This window comes from Sphingobium sp. WR1 (assembly GCF_059693745.1).
Map to the genome: position 1 here is coordinate 126315 of NZ_JCATID010000004.1, position 18496 is coordinate 144810.

The following is an 18496-nucleotide window of genomic DNA, read 5'->3' on the forward strand; positions in this document are numbered from 1 at the left end:
GCAGTGAAGCCTCACCCGAACCGATGAAGGTCCCAGATATGCGGATAGCATCGAGAACGGACGTCGATGGCGCTTACTGATCTGGCTCTCTTGCTCCCCTGATTTTGGCGTGCGTCATGCTTCCGCTTCGGCGGGGATGCCAAACCATCACTTCACTGTTGTCTTCGATCAGGACGAGGAGGAATATCATGTCCAAGCATATCGTGATTATCGGTTCCGGCTTTGCGGGAATGATGGCAGCCTTAGGCGCATCTCGCCTGCGTCATGAAAAGGGCGTCTCGCCGGACGATTTGATGATCACTATAGTCTCGCCAGAGCCGGAGTTGGTCATCCGCCCGCGTCTCTATGAACGCAATCCTGAACAGATGGTCGCGCCTCTCACCGAATTGTTCGGCGCGACCGACATCAACTATTACAAAGGCACCGTCGAGACAATCGACAGCACTGCGTCGACGATTGCGATCCTCGCGAGCGATGGCACGTCGACTAGCCTGAACTATGATCGACTGGTCCTTGCCGCTGGCAGCGACGGCTTTGCTCCTCCGATCCCTGGTCTCGCCGAGTTCGGCTTTGCCGCGACGCAACTGGCCGAAGCGGTAGCGCTCGATCGCCATTTGCACTCGCTGGCGGAGAAGCCGGCGTCGATCGCGCGCAACACAGTCGTCGTCGGTGGTGCCGGCTTCACGGGGCTGGAATTCGCGACCGAGATACCGGGGCGTCTGCGCGAGATACTGGGCGAGGATGCCGATATCCGCGTCATCATCGTCGACCGGTCCGAGCATGTCGCGCCGGCGATGGGCGCGGAGCCACGGCCTTTTATCGAGGAGCGGCTGCGTGCGCTGGGCGTGGAAACGCGATTGAATGTCGGCATCGCGTCACTCGATGACAGCAGCGTGACCCTGGCCAATGGCGAGCAGATCGAAACCTCGACTGTGATCTGGTCCGGCGGCATGCGCGCCTCGCCGCTGACCGCGCAATTGCCCGCCGAGCGCGACAATCTGGGCCGCGTCATCGTGGAGCCTGATCTGCGCGTGCCGGGTCCGGGCAATATCTTCGCGACGGGTGACACCGCCAAGGCGCAGACCGATACGGCGGGGAATTATGCGGCCATGTCGTGTCAACATGCCCGCCGTCTGGGCGCCTTTGCCGGACACAACGCCGCCGCGGATCTGCTGGGAGAGGCGACTCTTCCCTACGATCAGCCCGTCTATGTGACCTGTCTCGATCTTGGCCCCGACAATGCCGTCTTCACGCGCGGATGGGATTCCAAGCTGGAGATCAGCGGCGCACAGGCCAAGGCCGTCAAGAAGGAGATCAACGAGGTCTGGATCTATCCTCCGGCGGCTGAACGTGCGGCGGCTTATGAGAATGTGCTCGCCGCCCGCACAGTCGATTTTTAGGCGCTGACGGCTGAGGCGAAGCCCTGACAGCGGGGAAGATGTCCCCGCTGTCGTTACCTTCGGATCGGGGGGACAGGATCGAACTCGTTGATGAAAGGAACAGTCCGATGCTTCTCGAAAATCAGGAGCTATTGCATAGCGAGGACTTTGCAAACGAATTGGCCTGCGATTTCCGATTTTGTCCGGATCATCCTACCAACCTGGTCCAACCGGACTCGGCTTCGTTGACTGCGTTGGAACAAAGCGTCGTTGCGATTTCGCTGTTCGATCATCCTTCCAGCATCGAGCCACCTTGCGCGCTCATCCGGTTCCTCGGCTGGATATGTGGCAGTTCTCCCCCAAACCAACTCGCGGACGACCGGCTGGAGGCATTGCGGCGCTATTGCATTCTGGTGCGCGTGGAACGTGGTGTGCTGAGTGACCAGGAATTTGCCAAGGTACGCACGGTCGGCTTTTCAGATTCGGCTTTGCAGGAAGCGAGCGAATTGGTTGCGCTCGGCCAGAGGCGTTGATGGCTAGGCACCTGCGCGGGTCGCCACCGGCTGGGATTTCGTTATCCCGCCTTGCCCGCTTCCTTGCGGTTGGGATGTTGGGCGGAGGCATTCTAGTCGCGATCTTTCTCTGGTTTCGGCAACTTCTGGGCGATGCGCATTTTGCCGCCATGCCGATACCAATATTGCCTGTCGTCATTGCGTCGCGGCTGACAACGATCGCGGATCGGCAGCGCCGGTAGAAGCGGTCATATTCATCCTCATACTCTGGACGATGTCCCCAATAATGCTCTCAGCGAAAACGCCGCCCATGATATGTCGGGCCGACCGTGCAGCACGATGAGTGCTGCGCCGAGTCCGGTATCGGCCATAATATTCACAATTAAAATTATGGAAATTTATCTATATTACCTCAATAAATCTGATATATTATCAGCAATTAAAGTTAATATTGATTTATTGCACGATTTTTTATTGAAATTTATAGCTTATACTTTTGTATGGTTCACACGATACTTTAATACCAATGGACTGAATGCGCCACTCGACCTAGTCTCGTTTACGCCATGTTTGAGGCGTCATTCAGGAGGATCGAGACATGAAACAAGACACCTTCTCCATCCTACGGGGATCGGAGGTCCAAGATCTCGTGCCGTCGCGTTACGCGCTGCGGGTGGGCGAGATCGAAGTGCTTGTCATCAGCGACGGTGTTCTGCCGCTGCCGTTCGCCACCTTGGCGACCAATAGCGACCCGGCCGAGCTGGCCGCCTGGCTGGACAACATGCGGCAACCACCCGAAACTTTTAAATGGCCGCTCAACGTGGTCGTGATCCGTAGCGGCGGCCGGACGATACTCGTCGATGCCGGGATCGGGGCCGAGTTCCCGGCGGACTTGCCGCAGTCTGCGGGGCTGCTGGCCCGACGCCTGGACGCCGCTGGCATCGACCTCGAAGCAGTGACTGACGTGGTGATCACCCACATGCATGTGGATCATGTCGGTGGGCTGCTCGCCGACAGGCTGGGCGGCCGGTTGCGCCCCGACGTGCCGATTCATTTGGCTGCCGCAGAGCTTGCCTTCTGGGAATCCCCCGATTTCTCGCGCAACAGCTTTTCCGGGATGTCGGAGGTGCTGGCGGCGACCGCCAAGCGGTTCGCCGACGAGTATCGTGACCAGATGCGACTGTTCGAGGACAAATACGAGGTGGCGCCGGGCGTCGTGGTGCGGCGCACCGGCGGCCACACGCCGGGGCACAGCGTGGTCCAGTTGGCCTCCGGCGGCGACCGGATGACGTTCCTCGGTGATGCCGTATTCCAGGACCATTTCGACCGCCCCGACTGGTATAATGCGTTTGACCACGACCCCGAGGACGCGGTTCGCGTCCGGATCAACCTCCTGCGGGAGCTGGCGGCGAGCCGCGAACTGATCGTGGCCGCTCACGTCACCTTCCCCTACTGTCGGGTGGCCATCGCCGGCGACGTTTTCCGCCTGGTGCCAGCCTATTGGGAGTTCTGACCGAATTGAGGTTCAGCAGAGTGAACGACTGCGCAAAACAGATTGCGCGCCGCCTGCTGACACGCCGCCCGAGAACGACCCTCGCCTCCCCCCACGTTCTCGGGCGGCGACCACCCCCTTTTCAAGGAGAGGGAGTATGCAGACCTATCGAGATTCACGACTTTGCGCGCGTCTCCGTCCATCCCGACCATTGGTTGAGGGGATCGTCGCGGGGTGGTGCAACGCATTTCGCTTGTGGCTAGCTAGCCGCCTCCGCGCGATAACCAACGCCGTTGAGGAAAATATCGACGGCGGACATAGTCAACGCGCTCCGTTCTTTGGCCTTTGGCGGAGACCTTATGCCCAGGACGACCTGAAGGTGCACGTTGCCGCGGATCATGCCCACGAAATGATCCGCTGCGGTAAGGCTGTCGCAGGCGCCAATCTCGCCGCGCGTCTGAGCGGCTGCGAGGACGTCGGCGAGCGTCCGGCTCGCAAGACCCGGCCCCAGCTCGTAGAATTGCCGCACAAGGTCCGGAAAGCGGGCATGTTCGGTCACTGCGATGCGATAGACGCCGAGCAGCGCGGGCGACATGTAGATGTCGATCAATTGCAGTCCGAAGTTGAGGAGCATGTCCCTCAGTTCCTGACCTTCCGGATTGTCGATGCTCAACGTTTTGAGCGCTCGGCCGGCCTGATCGGAAACGATCGCGGCGAACAATCCCTCCTTGTTACCGAACTCGCTGTAGATGTTGCGCTTCGATCCGCCCGTGCGCTCGATGATGTCGTCGATCCGAGTGGCGGCATAGCCTTGTTCAAAGAATATGACCGCCGCGGCCGCCAGAAGCGCATCGCGCCCGACTTTCGACCGGTTTCCGCTCGTCACCTCAGACACGCGGGATTCTCCTTCTTCTGCATTCAACGTCATTGACTGGTAATAATCAGTACCGTAATAGTCAATGGTAACGCATATTACCGGAGTGATCATGGCGAGCATGACAAAAAGGAAAAAGGCCGGCCTGCTGTTGATCTTCGTCGCAGTGGCGATCGGAGTTGCCGGTTGGGCGTGGGCGGCGGCTGAAGAGGCCGCAGCGACCGACAACGCCTATGTGCGTGGCGACGTCACGTCGCTGGCGCCCAAGGTCGCGGGCTATATCGTCGCGGTCGAAGTGCGCGATAACCAGGCTGTCAGGGCCGGCGATATTCTCTTCCGCATCGACGACCGCGACTATCGCGCCAAGCTCGCGCAGGCCGAGGCCAACGTACAAGCGGCGCACGCACGTCTGGCGAGCAGCGCCGAGGATATTCGATTGCAGCATATATTGGTGCGGCAGGCGGCGGCGCAGCGGCGCGCGTCGTCGGCAGATCTTGTGCTCGCGCGCAAGACCAGCGACCGCCGGGAGGCGTTGGTCGACGGTGGCGCGGTCAGCCAGGCGCAGGTCGATGAAAGCGACACTGGCCAGACGCGTGCGCAGGCCGGGTTGGCGGCATCGAACGCAACGCTTGATGCTCAGCGCCAGCGGATCGACCTGCTCGGCACGCACCACGAGGCGGCGGTCGCGGCGGTCGCGCAGGCAGAGGCAGCGCGCGATCTCGCGCAGATCGATCTGGAGAATACGATCGTCCGGGCGCCAATCGCAGGTGTGGTCGGCAATCGCCAGATCCGCGTCGGTCGGCTGGTCGCGCCGGGCGCACCGTTGCTGGACATCGTGCCGGTCGGCGACCTCTATGTCGTCGCCAATTTCAAGGAAACCCAGCTTGAACATATCCGGCCCGGGCAGGCGGTGCGGATACGCGTCGATGGCTATCCCGGCGTCGCGCTCGACGGCTTCGTCGACAGCCTCGCGCCGGGCAGCGGGTCCGCGTTCGCACTGATCCCGGCCGACAATGCGACGGGCAATTTCGTCCGTGTCGTCCAGCGCGTGCCGGTGAAGATCCGACTGCGCGGAAATCCGCTTGCCGGGCGGCTCGTCCCGGGCCTCTCGGCGCGGGTCGAGGTGATGCGCGGTAGCCGGTCATGACCGCCGCTGCTGTCTCCGAGGCGGCGCCCGCCGAGGCCACGACCGGCTGGTTGCTCGTCGCCGGCATCGTGCTTGCGAGCCTCACCGAGGCGGTTGCGAGCACCATATTGTCGCTCGGCCGCGCCGATATCATCGGCGATACCCACGCGACACCTGACGAGTTCGCCTTGCTCGACGTCGGCTATACCGCGCTCAAGCTCATCGGTTTCGCGTTGGCGCCCTGGTTGCTGACGCGGATCGATCCGCGGCAAGTGCTGCTGGCCGCGACTTTGGTCATGGGCGCGGCGTGCGCCGCGGCCGCCGTGACGGCTGACCTCGACCTGCTGATCATGCTTCGCCTCGTTCAGGGACTGGCAGGCGCCACATTGCTTGTCAGCGGGCAGGCGATCCTGTTCTGGAACTTCCCGGCGGCGCGCCAGCCGATCCTGCAGGCGATATTCGCAATGGGCGCGACCGTCGCGCCCGCGACCGTCGCGCCCTTGCTCGAGGGATGGCTGATCGACGCGCGGGACTGGACCTCGATATTCTTCTGGGTCCTGCCCTTGTCACTCGCAGGCGCGGGCCTGCTCATGATGGCCGCTCCGACCCCGGCGCGGCCGGCGCCGCCGCGCCCGCTCGACGGAATGAGCCTGCTCGCGTTCGCCGCCGCCATGCTTTGCGCAACCTATGTGCTGATGCAGGGGAGCCGCTGGGACTGGTTCGAAGCAAGCCGGATCGGCTGGCTGACCGCCATCGCCGTGATCGGCCTCATCATCCTCGCCATTCGGCAATTCCGGGCGCGGTCAGATGCCCTGCTCGACCTTTCGACGTTCCGGACCGAGGATTTCGCCTTCGCCTTCTTCGTCAGCTTCGTGGCGGGCGCCGCGCTGTTCGGCAGCGCCTTCCTGATCCCCGGCTTCGCGGTTTCGGTGCTCGGCTTCACCCCGACCGAGGCCGGCGCGTTGCTGCTGCCGAGCGGTGCCTGCTTTCTCGCGACGCTGCTGTTCGCCGCTTACATGATGCAGGCTCGCGGATTGCCGCCGGTCGCGACGGTCCCCTTCGGCATCCTGTCGATCATGATCGCGATGTGGATGCTCTCGGGCTCCAATGCCGAAAGCGGCAGCGCGGACATGATGCCAGCGGTGCTGCTGCGCGGTTTCGGGCTCGGCTTTCTCTTCCTGTCGATCAACTTGATCGCGTTCAGCAAATTGCCCGCCGCGAGCGTCGCCTTCGGCATCGGCATCTTCAATATCGGGCGCCAGCTTGGCGGGCTGATCGGCGTTGCGGCGCTCCAGACCTCCATCGATCATGGCGTCGTCCACAATCAGACGATTTTGGGCGCCGCGATCAACGCGGGATCGCCCGCGCTCGCCGAACGGATCGCAGCGACGACCAACCTGCTCGTCGCGCGCGGCGTCGAGGCGGGGGCCGCGGCAAAGACCGCCACGGCGATGGTTGGTCGCGCCGTCGGTGGGCAGGGGGCGGTGATCGCCTTCGACACTGCGTTCAACCTCGTCGCCTTGCTCTTCGTCTTCGGCGCACCCTGCATCGTCGCGTTCAAGATCCTGCTCGCCAAGACGATGGGCAAGCACAAACCCGTTCCAGCAGAGGCAAGTTCATGACACAGCCCCGATATTTCGCCTTCGCCGCTGCGCTTGCAGCGTTCTGCCTCGCAGGCTGCACGACGGTCGGTCCGGATTATATGCGGCCCGAAGTCACGGTCGGCGAGGCATGGATCGGCCAGGTCAGCAGTGAGGCGGTCGATGGCGCGTGGTGGCGCAGCTTCAACGATCCCTTGCTGACCGAACTGGTCGATGCAACGATCGCGGGCAACAAGGATCTCGAGGAAGCCGGTGCCCGGCTGCGCGAGGCGCGCGCCAATCGCGACGCGGTTGTCGGTCGGGAGTTGCCGCAGGCGAGCGTATCCGCAAGCGCAACCGAAAACCGCCTCAGCGAGAACGGCCTTTTGCCGGTCGGGAAGGTGCCTGGGCTCGGCCGCAATCTGTCGATCTACGACATGGGGTTCGACGCCTCGTGGGAAATCGACCTGTGGGGCAGCACGCGACGCGCCATCGAAAGCGCCGAGGCGCGCGTAGAAGTGGCCGAAGAAGGACGTCGCGCGGTCGTCATGCAGGCCATCGCCGAGGTTGTGCGATCCTATGTCGACCTTCGGACGGCGCAGGCGCTCAAGGCCAGCGCCGCCGTCGATGCGCGAGCGCAGTCCGATATCGCTCGGCTGATCGCCGATCGCCTGCGCGTCGGACTTGCATCGCGCGTCGAGCTGGTGCGTGCCGAAACGCTGGCGCGGGGGACTGCCGCCGCGATCCCCGCTTATGACAGCGATGCGGCCGCAGCGGCCTTCCGTATCGCGCTATTGGTGGGACAACCGCCGGAGGTGCTGCACGCGCGACTGCGCGACCCCGGCCTGCTTCCGGCCGTCGATGCCGAAATCGCCGTCGGGCTGCGATCGGACCTGTTGCGGCGGCGGCCCGACATCCGGCAGGCCGAGCGCGACCTCGCTGCCTCGACGGCAGAGGTCGGTGTGGCGACGGCAGAGCTTTTTCCGCGTTTTTCGCTGCTCGGCGGGATCGGGCTAGAGGCTCAGACACTGGGCGATCTTTTTTCCGGCAACAGCTTTCGCTTCCAGGTCGGGCCGTCATTGCACTGGCCGATCTTTTCAGGTGGTCGCATCCGCGCGCAGATCCGCGCAGCCGATGCGCGCGCCGACGCAGCCACGGCGCGATACGAACGCGCGGTGCTGAGCGCACTTGCCGACAGCGAAACGACGATCAATCGTTATGCAGCAGCGGGTTTCGTGCAGGAGGAGCGTCAAGCGGCGCACGCCGCCGCCGCTGAGGCGGTCGAACTGATGCGGCGGCGCTATGCGGCGGGTGAGGAAGATTTGACCGCACTGCTCCAGGCGCAGGTCGCTTATACCGCAGCCGACCGGATGCTGATCCAGGCACGGGCGGCACGACTCCAGCAACTCGCGGCGCTCTACAAGGCACTCGGCGGCGGGTGGGAAGCAGTCGAAACTACCGTGTCCTGATCCCATGCCTCTGCAGGCCATCTCTGGGGAAAGCGGCAAGAGTCGCGTCGTTGCGCGTCGGGCGGCGCAGCGCCGCCGCATCCTGGCGGTTGCGCGGCGCCATTTTTTGACGTGTGGACATGCCGCTACGTCGATGTCGGCCATTGCGGCGGAAGTCGGCGGCTCGAAGGCCACGCTGTGGGGGCATTTTGGGTCCAAGGACGATCTGTTTGACGCTTTTGTCGACAACGAGACTGCGACATTCCACGTTGAAACCTTTGCGGTCCTCGGCCATCCAGGCGAAGCATTCGCAATTCTCGGCTCCTTCATCGAGGCCTTTATCGCGTCGATGTCGACGCCAGCCGCCTTGAAACTCCAACGTCAGGTGGCTGGTGCGACCGGACGCGCGGCGGCTGGACAAATGCTTTACGATCGATTGATCAGCGCCGCCGAAACGACGCTTGCCGGCTTTTTCATATCGCACATGGCGGACGGAACGCTTCGTCGCGGCGATCCTCGTCGAACCGCTGAACTCGTCATCACGCTTTGCCTCGGCTCGGATCAGCAGAGGCTGTTCTGGGCGATCGAGCCGCCAGGCGCCCGGACCACGGTGCGCGCGCAAACCGCGCTCGATCTTCTCAAAGAAATGCTGCGCCCGGACGGAGGTAAGCGGTTCGCGGCCGATGGAGAAAGGAAATGAGTCGCAACTCGGCTTCCTTGCGCGCAGAAGGCAAAGCTCTCATGATGAAGATACAGGCCCATCAATCGGCGAATTGATACGAATCTGGGGGAATTGCGCCTCGAACTGTGAGAAATCCAACCTTCCTAATCCTTCGTATAATTACAATGCCGTGCCTTGTAAGCGACAGTGGCATAGACTGTCGAAGTCTATGAAAGAGAGTTCAAGCGCGTGGCCAAGATTCCGCTCGTCGCGATTGTCGATGATGACGAAGAAATTAGCGAAGCGCTTTGCGAGTTGCTGATGTCGACCGGGCTCACGTGCCGTTGCTTCGGCAGCGCATCTGCCTTTCTGGCGACCTATCCCGCAAGCGGCTTTGACGCCTTGGTCACCGATATCCGAATGCCCGGGATGAGTGGAATCGACCTGCTTGATCGGCTTCGCACGATCGATCCGGCGTTTCCCACGATTGTCCTGACATCAGTCAGCAACGAGCGTGATCGCAATCGAGCGTTCGAACTTGGCATCATGGCATGGCTGATGAAACCGGTTACCGACGATGTCTTGCTGGGTCATCTGCAGTCCGCTTTGGCGGGAGGGGACTATCTTTGGCCAGAGGAATATTGGGATGAGCGATAAGGCGCCGGACGGCGCCTCTCCAATGGCCTCCACTGCTTCGTGCGAGCCTGACATCGCAGACCTTGTGTCGGAAAGTGTCATCATCTTCGACACGACGGGCTCCATCCAATATTGGAACCCCGCATCGGAAGTGCTCTACGGCTGGCCGGCCCTTGCAATGCTCGGTCAAGATATCAGGAATCTGTCAGAACCTACCGCCGGCGGAAACGAGCATTGGCGCCTGCTAATGCTGGAAGGTGTTTGGCAAGGAACGGTCATCCGGCGGACATCCTCGGGAGCGACAGTCATTGCTGACGTTCGGCAGTATGTTCGATTCGATGGGGAGGGCAGTCCGCGCGACATCGTTGAGTATGGGCGGCGGTCGTCAAAGGATGGTTCGGAAGATGGCGCCGACTGGCACATGCCAGACCGATTGATGGCGGCGAGTTGGGAGTTGGACATCGCGGGCGCATTGCGCTGGATCACCGAGATCGAGGTCTTGCGTAGCGCCGGCTTGACCGCGGATCAAGAGCGACTCACGATGCTCGCACACGAGATAGTGCAGGCAACGCGGATTATCGATGTCAATGAACGTGCTGCACGGCTGGTCGGGGGCAATCGTGGGCGAGAGACGATGATCGGTCAATCGATCGCAGTTTTCTGGCCGATCGAGGCCCGCTCGGCACTGGCCGAACTCATCGCTCAAGCCGTGGCCGGCGGAACGGCCGACAGGACTTACCGGCGCCAGCTTCCATCGGACGGAATTTTGCGTGACCCGCTTTTGACGGTTTGGTTGCCAGAGGCCGGTGGGCGTCCCAATAGAGTATTTGCCGCAGCTAATGGCACAGCCGATGACGATCGATCCTATCTTTATCTGCGTGCGAGCGAGGCGCGCTACCGCAAGCTTGTCTATTATATGCCGGTCGCGCTGTGGCAGGTCGATGCGAGCCATATGCGAAATATTTACGCCGACCTTTATGCGAAGGGTGTTCGTGACTTCGATGCCTATCTCGACGAACATCCCGAGTTAATCCGGCTCAGCGCCGACACGGTTCCGGTCACGGATGTCAATCGCAGCGCAGTTGAACTATTCGGCGGTGCGACAATATACGATCTTATGCGGCCGGTGGGTTACTTGTTCACCGAGACGCCCGATGCGCTGCGTCGCGTAATGGTTGGCCGCTTCAATAACGAGCAGAATTATAGCGAACTGATCAAAGTTCGTTCGCTCGATGGACGGCTTCTCGATGTGCATTTCTCGGTTACCTATCCAAAGCTGCGGGCCGAACTCGACGTAACCATCTTCAGCATGACCGATGTGACGGAGAGGCTGAAAATGGAATCCGACCTGCGCCAGATCCAGGCTGATTTTGCGCATGCCGCGCGCGTCGCCACGCTCGGTGAAATGACAACCTCGATCGCGCATGAGGTTAACCAGCCACTCGCCGCGATCACGACCAATGCGGAGACGAGCCTGCGCTGGTTGTCGCGAAAAGAACCAAATATTGAAAAGGCAAAGGAGTTGACGGTGCGGATCGTTGCAAGCGCGCGCCGCGCGGGCGATATCGTTCAGCGCGTTCGCGAGATGGCAGTGAAGCACGCCCCCCAACCCGTTCCGCTTCCTCTCAACGAGGTTGTTGAGGAAAGCCTGCTCTTCGTTCGCCACGAGATCGAGATCCGTAATATTCGGGTAGCCGCTTCCTATGCGCGGAGGCTTCCGCCCATCATCGGCGACCGCGTCCAACTCCAACAGGTCGTGGTGAACCTGTTGATGAATGCGGTGCAGGCGATCGAAGGCCGGGGCGATGGCGAGATAATGGTGTCGACCGAAATCGATGGAGCCGGCGCTCTTGTCTTCAGCTTGCGCGACAACGGTCCGGGTATTCCGACCGATAATCTGGGCCGCATCTTTGATGGATTTTTCACGACCAAGGATCAGGGCATGGGTATCGGCCTTGCGATATGCCAGTCTATCGTAGCGGCGCATGGGGGGACATTGTCGGTATCCAATCGGCCGGAGGGAGGCGCGGAATTTCGCGTTGTCTTGCCGCGCTCGGAAGTCCAGAATGAGGCTGACGGAGACGGCCCGCGGCAAGATCTACACTCCGAGCATTGACGGGATATCCCAGTGGCTCGCGCTGCGGAATAACTTTATCGGGCAGAGTCTCCCCTCTTGATGGCAAAGCTTCATAGGCGCCAGACGGATGTCAGGCACCCGGCGTCCAGTCGCAATAGCCAAGGGCCTACGGGCGGCCAATCTGCCGGATCGGAATAGTTGATGCCGGTAGGGGGAGGTTGCATGAATCTTCGGCAACCGCCCCCTACCGACCCTCGAAGAATTGCTCGCGAGCCCGATCATCCAGCTTGTGATGAAGAGGGCTAACGTCGTTGCGGATGATGTAGGGCGGGTGATCGATGAGACTTGGGCGCATCACGCGAACGGGACGGCTGCCTATTGCTGCGCCCGTAACAATATATTCGATCGACCCAGGCAGCTGTACAAATGTCAAGAAATTCCCAGCCCTGAGACCGTGATTTCCGTTGTCGTAGCGCTTATCGGCGGTAGACAATTTTAACATGGATCTATATGGGTTGTGTTATGAAAGCGCTATCCCGCGATACGCCCGCATCTCCGACTGACGACGGTCGCGCCGTTGTCAGCCTATATGGAGCGGCTGTCGAATACGCCCTTCATTGCCTTCTCTGGCTGGTGCCCCAGCGAGACACGCCAGCCAGCAGTCGTGATCTCGCCGAGTTGACGGGAGTCTCGCCGGCATTGGTCGCAAAGCTGCTGCCCAAGCTCGAAAAGGCCGGCCTGCTTTCGGCCCAAACTGGCGTCGCCGGCGGTTATCGATTGGCCAGATCTGCTGATACGATCACCGTTCTCGACGTCGTTGACGCGGTCGACGGCGGAAAACGGCTGTTCGACTGTAAGGAGGTGCGGTTGAGATGCCCCTTGTTTGGCGATGATCCGCCAGCCTGGGCGAGCCGCGGTTTTTGCTCAATCCATGCCGTCATGCTGCGTGCCGAGAAGAACATGCGCAAGGAGATGGCGGAGACTACGCTTCTGGATATCGCGAACGCAGTGGGGCGCAAGGCGCCTCCGACGTTCAGTGCCGAGTTTGGGCAATGGCTTGACGATCGCACGGCGGACAGAGAGCGGACTCGTATTGCCGCGATCAGGGATGGTGCCAAGCGGCGATCACAGGGGAGTTGAACAATGACGCATTCAGACCTTGGCTCATCACTGCTTAACGCGCAGCGGGATTTCCCCACACAAGGTCAGGCGTCTCCACCTGCCAAGTCGACGGACTCGGCTATTGAGAAAGACACGTCCTGTATCATCGAGGAGGCTCAGCCGCGCGTGATCGTGATCGACGACGACGACGATGTCCGCCACGCGATCTGCGACCTCCTGGCCTCGGTCAACATCGACGTAGCGGGATACGCCTCTCCTCGAGATCTCTCGGGCACTGACATCCTTGAGCGACCGGGCTGCATCATTCTCGACGTCCGTATGCCGGGCTTGAATGGCCTGGACTTCCAAGCGCAACTTTCCGCCGATGGAATCTCGGCTTCAATTATCTTCCTGACAGGGCACGGCGACATCCCCATGACCGTTCAGGCGATGAAGGCTGGTGCGGTGGAATTTCTGACCAAGCCGTTCCGGGACCAGACGCTGTTGGACGCAGTGAACAGGGCTATCGCAGCGGATCGTGAACAGCGAGACGCCGCCGTGCTCACCAACCGCAATGTCGCACTCTACAGCTCTCTTACGCCACGCGAACGACAGGTCATGCACGCAGTGGTGGCGGGCGCCCTCAACAAGCAGATCGCGTATGAACTGGGGATCACCGAGATCACCGTGAAGCTTCATCGCAGCAGCGTCATGAAGAAGATGAACGCGCAATTCGTAGCGAACCTGGTACATGCGTGGCAGACACTCCCGCCACAATTCCGTTGCGCGCCAGAAATTCGTGGCGGCTAAGTCCAGAAATTTCAACATCTTCGCGTCTCCCTGGAGGTCATGAAGCTGCCCGAAGGCAAACGCGGCTTCGTTCTCTTGCCGCGTTGTTGGGTCGTCGAACGGTCATTTACATGGGCAACCCGCAGTCGTGAGCGGAAAGCGGACCATCGGCACCTGGCGGTCAAAAATTGGCGGCTGAGCGTCTTGGAAGGGTCCGACGCTGCGCAAAAACATCGATGGCGAGTTCCATCGCGCGAGCTTGATCCCGAGAGCATCGTCATGGATTTTTGCTGCGCGAAGAGAGCAGCCCCGACTCCAGCATTGTTCATTTCGATTGCAGCGGAATGGTTATACGCAGCCTTGGTCGATCCCGCCCATGGGACTGGAATCCAGTTTTGGTGACAAAGTTATACGCCAGACCGTCTAGTCATAAGCAGGCTTGGCGCGTTATGCGATTGCCATGACCAAGCCGACCGATGACCAACTCGCCACGCTGGGCTCCGCGTTCGAAACCTTTACGCGTCGGTATAAGCTCGCCGAAGCGATCAGCGGGGAAAAGCCGCTGAACGAACTTGACAAGCAAACGCTTTTCTATGTGGCACAACATCCTGCCTGCGGGCCAAGCGACGTGGCGCGGTTTGTGGGTACGCCCAATACAACGATTTCATCGGCTACCGACCGTCTGGTCAAGCGTGGCTTTCTCAAGCGCGCCCGGGTTGAAGAGGATCGCCGGGCCGTCGCATTGGAACTTACCGACGAGGGCCAGGCTTATGTTATGGTCCAGCGTAAAATGTACCGGAACCTGTATCGGCTGATGCTGGACCGGTTGCTGCCCCAGGAGCGTGATCAGTTCATCGCCATGATCTCGAAAATCGTATATAACGATGATTGAATAATACGAATTTCGTTTTATCTTAATGGCAGCGAACTGTCGCGCACATGCGTCGAACGAGGAGCATGCCCCATGTCGATAACGGTCAACGGCCAGGATTTTCCGCTGCCAGGAGATGCCCGGGTCTCTCTGCTTGATATGTTGCGCGAGCAACTGCACCTGACCGGCACCAAGGTCGGCTGCAATCAGGGGGCTTGCGGAGCCTGCACTGTCCTGCTCGATGGGAAACGTGTCCTGTCCTGTCTCACTCTGGCGGCGCAGGCGGACGGGCGATCCGTCACGACGATCGAGGGGCTGGGCACTCCCGAGGCGCTGAATCCCCTGCAAGCCGCCTTCATCACGCATGACGGCTTCCAGTGTGGCTATTGCACGCCGGGTCAGATCTGTGCGGCTACAGCCATGCTGGAAGAAGTCGCCGCCGGCATGCCGAGCTATGTCACCGCCGATCTCGCGGCGGACCATATCACTCTATCGCGGGGCGAAGTGCAGGAACGGATGAGCGGCAATCTGTGCCGCTGTGGCGCCCATAACGGGATCATAGACGCGATTCTTGAAGTTGCCGGTCTCGAAGCTGCGGGGGAACATCGGCCATGAACCCTGTCACCTATGCTCGCGCTGCGTCGGTTTCCGACGCCGTGCATATGGGCCGCGTTGAAGGTGCTCGCCTGCTTGGCGGGGGCACCAATCTGGTCGACTTGATGCGTAAGGGAGTGGAAACGCCGTCGCGGCTGGTTGACGTGACGGCCTTGTCAGAGAGGATCAATCAGTCGGACGACGGTGGCCTCGTCATCGCCGCAGCCGCGCGCAACAGCGCGGTCGCGGCGCATCCGCAGGTGCGTTCCCACTATCCCATGCTGTCGCGCGCCATTCTGGCCGGTGCATCGGCCCAAGTCCGCAATATGGCGACCATGGGTGGCAACCTGATGCAGCGAACCCGGTGCATGTATTTCAACGATGTGGCCGGCGCGCGCTGCAACAAACGGGTGCCGGGCAGCGGGTGCGACGCGATCGGCGGCTTCAACCGCTATCATGCGATTTTGGGCGGTTCGGCCACCTGCATCGCCACTCATCCATCGGATATGTGCGTTGCGCTCGCCGCGCTTGATGCCCAGGTGCATATCGCGGGTCCAGGTGGCGAGCGTGTCGTCCCGCTGGTCGCGTTCCATCGCCTGCCCGATGAGCGGCCCGATATCGAAACCATGCTCGATCCGGCGGAGATCATTGTTGCGATCGCGCTTCCGCCGTCCCCATTTGCGGCCCGCTCCGCCTATCGCAAGGTGCGCGACCGGGCGAGCTATGCCTTTGCCCTTGTCTCGATCGCGGCGGGGTTGATCATGCGCGATGGCAGGATCGACGATATCCGTGTCGCGTTCGGCGGCATCGCGCCCAAGCCATGGCGCGCGAGCCGGATCGAGGAGGCGCTGCGCGGCGCGCGCCTGTCCCTGCCCGAGATTGAGGCAGCGTTCGAGGCGGAATTTGCCGAGGCCGCGCTGCTGCCTGGCAATGGTTTCAAGCGCGGACTGGCTAAGCGAACCCTGCGGGCCATGCTCGTCGAACTCGCTGGAGACGCCCAATGACCAAGATCCAGAATGCCGTGATCGGCTCGGTCAGGACCGTCATCGGCTGGGTGCCAGCAGGCTGGCTGCCGGGCGGCACTCCCGACCCGCTCATCGAACGCAGAGCCGCGATCGGGCGGCAGGCATCGCGGCTCGACGGACCGCTCAAAGTCACTGGCGAGGCGCAGTTCGCCGCCGAAGTGACGGCGGAGAATCTCTCCTATGCAGCGCTGGTTCATAGTCCGATCACACGCGGCAGGATCGCGCGGCTGAACACCGCCGCGGCAGAGGCTGCAGCCGGCGTGATTCTGATCGTGACGCACCGGAACATGCCGCGCCTGGGCACGCTTCCCCTGATCGGGATAAGCGACATGTCGGCTGTCGGGAACAGCAATCTGCCGATCCTGCAGGACGCGCAGGTCCATTATAACGGCCAGATCGTCGCGGCGGTGATCGCGCAGACGCAGGAGCAGGCTGACCATGCCGCATCGCTGATCGCCATCGACTATACGGCGGAACCGGCGAAGACCGTGTTCGAGGATGCCAAGGCCGATGCCCGGACCCCCGCTTCGGTCCTGTTCGAGAAGAACCATGTCTCGATCGGCAATGCCGAGCGTGAACTGGTGCGGTCGGTCCATAAGGTAGACAATCTGTATCGCACGCCGTCGCACAATCACAATGCGATTGAACTCCACACGGTCACCGCCATATGGGAAGGCGACTCCCTGCTGGTGCACGATACGACGCAGATGGTCGCGCCCAGTGCCACCGCGATAGCCAAGCTTTTTGGCCTCAAGAAGGAGCAGGTTCGCGTCCTCTCGCCCTTGGTCGGTGGCGGCTTTGGCGGCAAGGGCATGTGGGATCACCAAATCGTCGCGATTGCCGTAGCGCGGATGGTCGGTCGGCCGGTCCGGCTGACGCTCAGTCGCGAGGGCGTCTACCGCATCATCGGCGGCCGGACTCCATCCGAACAACGCGTCGCCATCGGCGCGGACGCAGCGGGCAAGTTCACCGCACTGATCCATAGCGGTTATTCGGTGATGCCACCTTATGGCGCTTGCCCGGAGCAGTATACGCTTGGGTCACGCGCGCTCTATGACGCAAAGAGCTGCGAGTTCCTCCAGCGTCATGTCGATCTCGACATCGTGCCCAACACCTTCATGCGCGCGCCGGGCGAAGCGATCGGCACCTTCGCGATCGAGAGCGCGGTCGATGAGCTGGCGCATGATATGAGAATCGACCCGCTCGATCTGCGGTTGCGCAACATCGCAGATCGGCATCCGGTTTCCGGCACGCCCTTTTCCCAACATGCCCTGGCACAGGCCTTCACCGATGGCGCCAAGCGGTTCGGCTGGGACCGGCGAGATGGGGAACCGGGATCGCAGCGTGAGGGCGAATGGCGGATCGGCATGGGTTGCGCGACGGGCAGCTTCCCGTATGCGCGCATGCCGGGTGCCAATGTCCGCATCACGCTGCGGAGCGACGGGTCGGCAATCATCGCCTGTTCCGCGCAGGAAATGGGGATGGGCACGGCCACGGTGCAGGTGCAGCATGCGGCCGACCGGCTGGGGCTTCCGCTCGAGGCCATCAGTTTCGAGCTGGGCGATTCGGACCTACCCGCAGCACCCATGGCGGGCGGATCGTCCCAGACGGCGTCAGTCGCCGGGGCGATTATCGCGGCTTCGGACAAGCTGATCGAGGAACTGCTGCGTCTGGCCGGCAACGCCAGCCCTCTGGCCGGTCTACGCGCGGGCGAAGTTCATCTGATCAACGAAGGCATAGCGAGCATCGCCGATCCGATCCGATGTGAGAGTTTCCGGTCGATCCTCGATCGCGCCGCGCGCGGAGAGGTTACGGTGACGGCCGCAGGCAGCGTGCCGCTCGAAATGTTCAAATTCGCGATGCACAGCACGTCCGCCATCTTCTGCGAACTGCGCGTCAGCGACGTGACCGGAGAGGTGCGCGTCGATCGGCTGCTCGGCTCCTTCGATTGCGGCACGATCCTTAATCCCAAAACGGCAGCTAGCCAGTTTCGGGGCGGCATGATCATGGGCCTCGGGCTGGCCCTTACGGAAGAGACATTGTTCGATGAGCGCAGCGGCAGGGTCATGAATGCATCGCTCGCCGATTATCATATTCCCACCCATTTGGACGTGCCGCAGATCGATGTGATGTGGACCGGCATCCCCGATCCCCGGTCGCCGCTGGGCGCACGCGGCATCGGGGAGATCGGTATCACCGGGGTCGGCGCGGCGGTGGCGAACGCCGTGTTCAATGCAACCGGCAAGCGCGTGCGCGACCTACCGATCACGCTGGACAAGCTTTTGCCGGATTGAAGGGGAGAGCCGTGACTGCCTTCCTCTAAGGCTCCAT

16 protein-coding genes and 1 pseudogene are annotated in these 18496 nt (G+C 61.7%); 16 read left to right on the plus strand and 1 reads right to left on the minus strand.

Features of this window, described 5'->3' with window-relative positions:
• The first annotated feature begins 188 nt into the window (after nt 1-188).
• From AC58EF_RS07200 to AC58EF_RS07210, 3 genes are all read left to right on the plus strand, one after another.
• Nucleotides 189-1400 carry an NAD(P)/FAD-dependent oxidoreductase gene (locus AC58EF_RS07200; protein ID WP_497275619.1) on the plus strand — a complete coding sequence of 404 codons (1212 nt, stop codon included), beginning with the start codon at nt 189-191 and terminating at the stop codon, nt 1398-1400.
• Nucleotides 1401-1507: 107 nt separating this feature from the next.
• The gene (locus AC58EF_RS07205) at nt 1508-1912 is read left to right on the plus strand and encodes a hypothetical protein (protein ID WP_497275621.1); all 405 of its coding nucleotides are present in this window, start codon (nt 1508-1510) and stop codon (nt 1910-1912) included.
• Nucleotides 1913-2489: 577 nt separating this feature from the next.
• On the plus strand, nt 2490-3404 hold the full coding sequence (locus AC58EF_RS07210; RefSeq protein WP_497275622.1) for an MBL fold metallo-hydrolase: 915 nt from the start codon (nt 2490-2492) through the stop codon (nt 3402-3404).
• Between the two features lie 238 nt (nt 3405-3642).
• Here AC58EF_RS07210 and AC58EF_RS07215 read toward each other — a convergent pair whose 3' ends face one another.
• The gene (locus AC58EF_RS07215) at nt 3643-4380 is read right to left on the minus strand and encodes a TetR/AcrR family transcriptional regulator C-terminal domain-containing protein (protein ID WP_497275624.1); all 738 of its coding nucleotides are present in this window, start codon (nt 4378-4380) and stop codon (nt 3643-3645) included.
• Between AC58EF_RS07215 and AC58EF_RS07220 the strand changes: the two genes are divergently transcribed.
• The 13 genes and pseudogenes from AC58EF_RS07220 (at nt 4379) to AC58EF_RS07280 (ending at nt 18459) form a co-directional block, all read left to right on the plus strand.
• Nucleotides 4379-5404 carry an HlyD family secretion protein gene (locus AC58EF_RS07220; RefSeq protein WP_497275625.1) on the plus strand — a complete coding sequence of 342 codons (1026 nt, stop codon included), beginning with the start codon at nt 4379-4381 and terminating at the stop codon, nt 5402-5404. The two genes, AC58EF_RS07215 and AC58EF_RS07220, sit on opposite strands and share 2 nt — an antisense overlap.
• Nucleotides 5401-7005, plus strand: coding sequence for an MFS transporter (locus AC58EF_RS07225; RefSeq protein ID WP_497275627.1), 1605 nt, complete (start codon nt 5401-5403; stop codon nt 7003-7005). Before AC58EF_RS07220 ends, AC58EF_RS07225 begins: the two co-directional genes overlap by 4 nt.
• Nucleotides 7002-8432, plus strand: coding sequence for an efflux transporter outer membrane subunit (locus tag AC58EF_RS07230; RefSeq protein ID WP_497275629.1), 1431 nt, complete (start codon nt 7002-7004; stop codon nt 8430-8432). Before AC58EF_RS07225 ends, AC58EF_RS07230 begins: the two co-directional genes overlap by 4 nt.
• 4 nt (nt 8433-8436) lie before the next feature.
• A complete protein-coding gene (locus AC58EF_RS07235) occupies nt 8437-9111 on the plus strand; it encodes a TetR/AcrR family transcriptional regulator (RefSeq protein WP_497275631.1) in 675 nt (224 codons plus the stop codon).
• A gap of 210 nt (nt 9112-9321) precedes the next feature.
• On the plus strand, nt 9322-9729 hold the full coding sequence (locus AC58EF_RS07240; RefSeq protein ID WP_497275633.1) for a response regulator transcription factor: 408 nt from the start codon (nt 9322-9324) through the stop codon (nt 9727-9729).
• The gene (locus AC58EF_RS07245) at nt 9719-11824 is read left to right on the plus strand and encodes an ATP-binding protein (RefSeq protein WP_497275635.1); all 2106 of its coding nucleotides are present in this window, start codon (nt 9719-9721) and stop codon (nt 11822-11824) included. The genes AC58EF_RS07240 and AC58EF_RS07245 overlap by 11 nt, the downstream gene beginning before the upstream one ends.
• 483 nt (nt 11825-12307) lie before the next feature.
• On the plus strand, nt 12308-12925 hold the full coding sequence (locus AC58EF_RS07250) for an RrF2 family transcriptional regulator (protein ID WP_497275637.1): 618 nt from the start codon (nt 12308-12310) through the stop codon (nt 12923-12925).
• A 3-nt stretch (nt 12926-12928) separates the two neighbouring features.
• Complete coding sequence (locus AC58EF_RS07255; protein ID WP_497275639.1) at nt 12929-13696, plus strand: response regulator transcription factor; 768 nt, start codon at nt 12929-12931, stop codon at nt 13694-13696.
• A gap of 24 nt (nt 13697-13720) precedes the next feature.
• A pseudogene (locus AC58EF_RS07260) lies at nt 13721-13855 on the plus strand (IS5/IS1182 family transposase); the annotation flags it as partial.
• 280 nt (nt 13856-14135) lie between these two features.
• Nucleotides 14136-14567 (plus strand): MarR family winged helix-turn-helix transcriptional regulator, encoded by a 432-nt coding sequence (locus AC58EF_RS07265; protein ID WP_497275640.1) that lies wholly within the window; start codon nt 14136-14138, stop codon nt 14565-14567.
• Nucleotides 14568-14639: 72 nt separating this feature from the next.
• Entirely contained in the window at nt 14640-15161 is a 522-nt protein-coding gene (locus AC58EF_RS07270; RefSeq protein WP_497275642.1) for a 2Fe-2S iron-sulfur cluster-binding protein, read from the plus strand.
• Nucleotides 15158-16144: an FAD binding domain-containing protein gene (locus AC58EF_RS07275; protein WP_497275644.1), complete on the plus strand. Its 987-nt coding sequence runs from the start codon at nt 15158-15160 to the stop codon at nt 16142-16144. The genes AC58EF_RS07270 and AC58EF_RS07275 overlap by 4 nt, the downstream gene beginning before the upstream one ends.
• Nucleotides 16141-18459, plus strand: a complete 2319-nt coding sequence (locus tag AC58EF_RS07280) for a xanthine dehydrogenase family protein molybdopterin-binding subunit (protein WP_497275645.1) — start codon at nt 16141-16143, stop codon at nt 18457-18459. The genes AC58EF_RS07275 and AC58EF_RS07280 overlap by 4 nt, the downstream gene beginning before the upstream one ends.
• Nucleotides 18460-18496 lie beyond the last annotated feature (37 nt).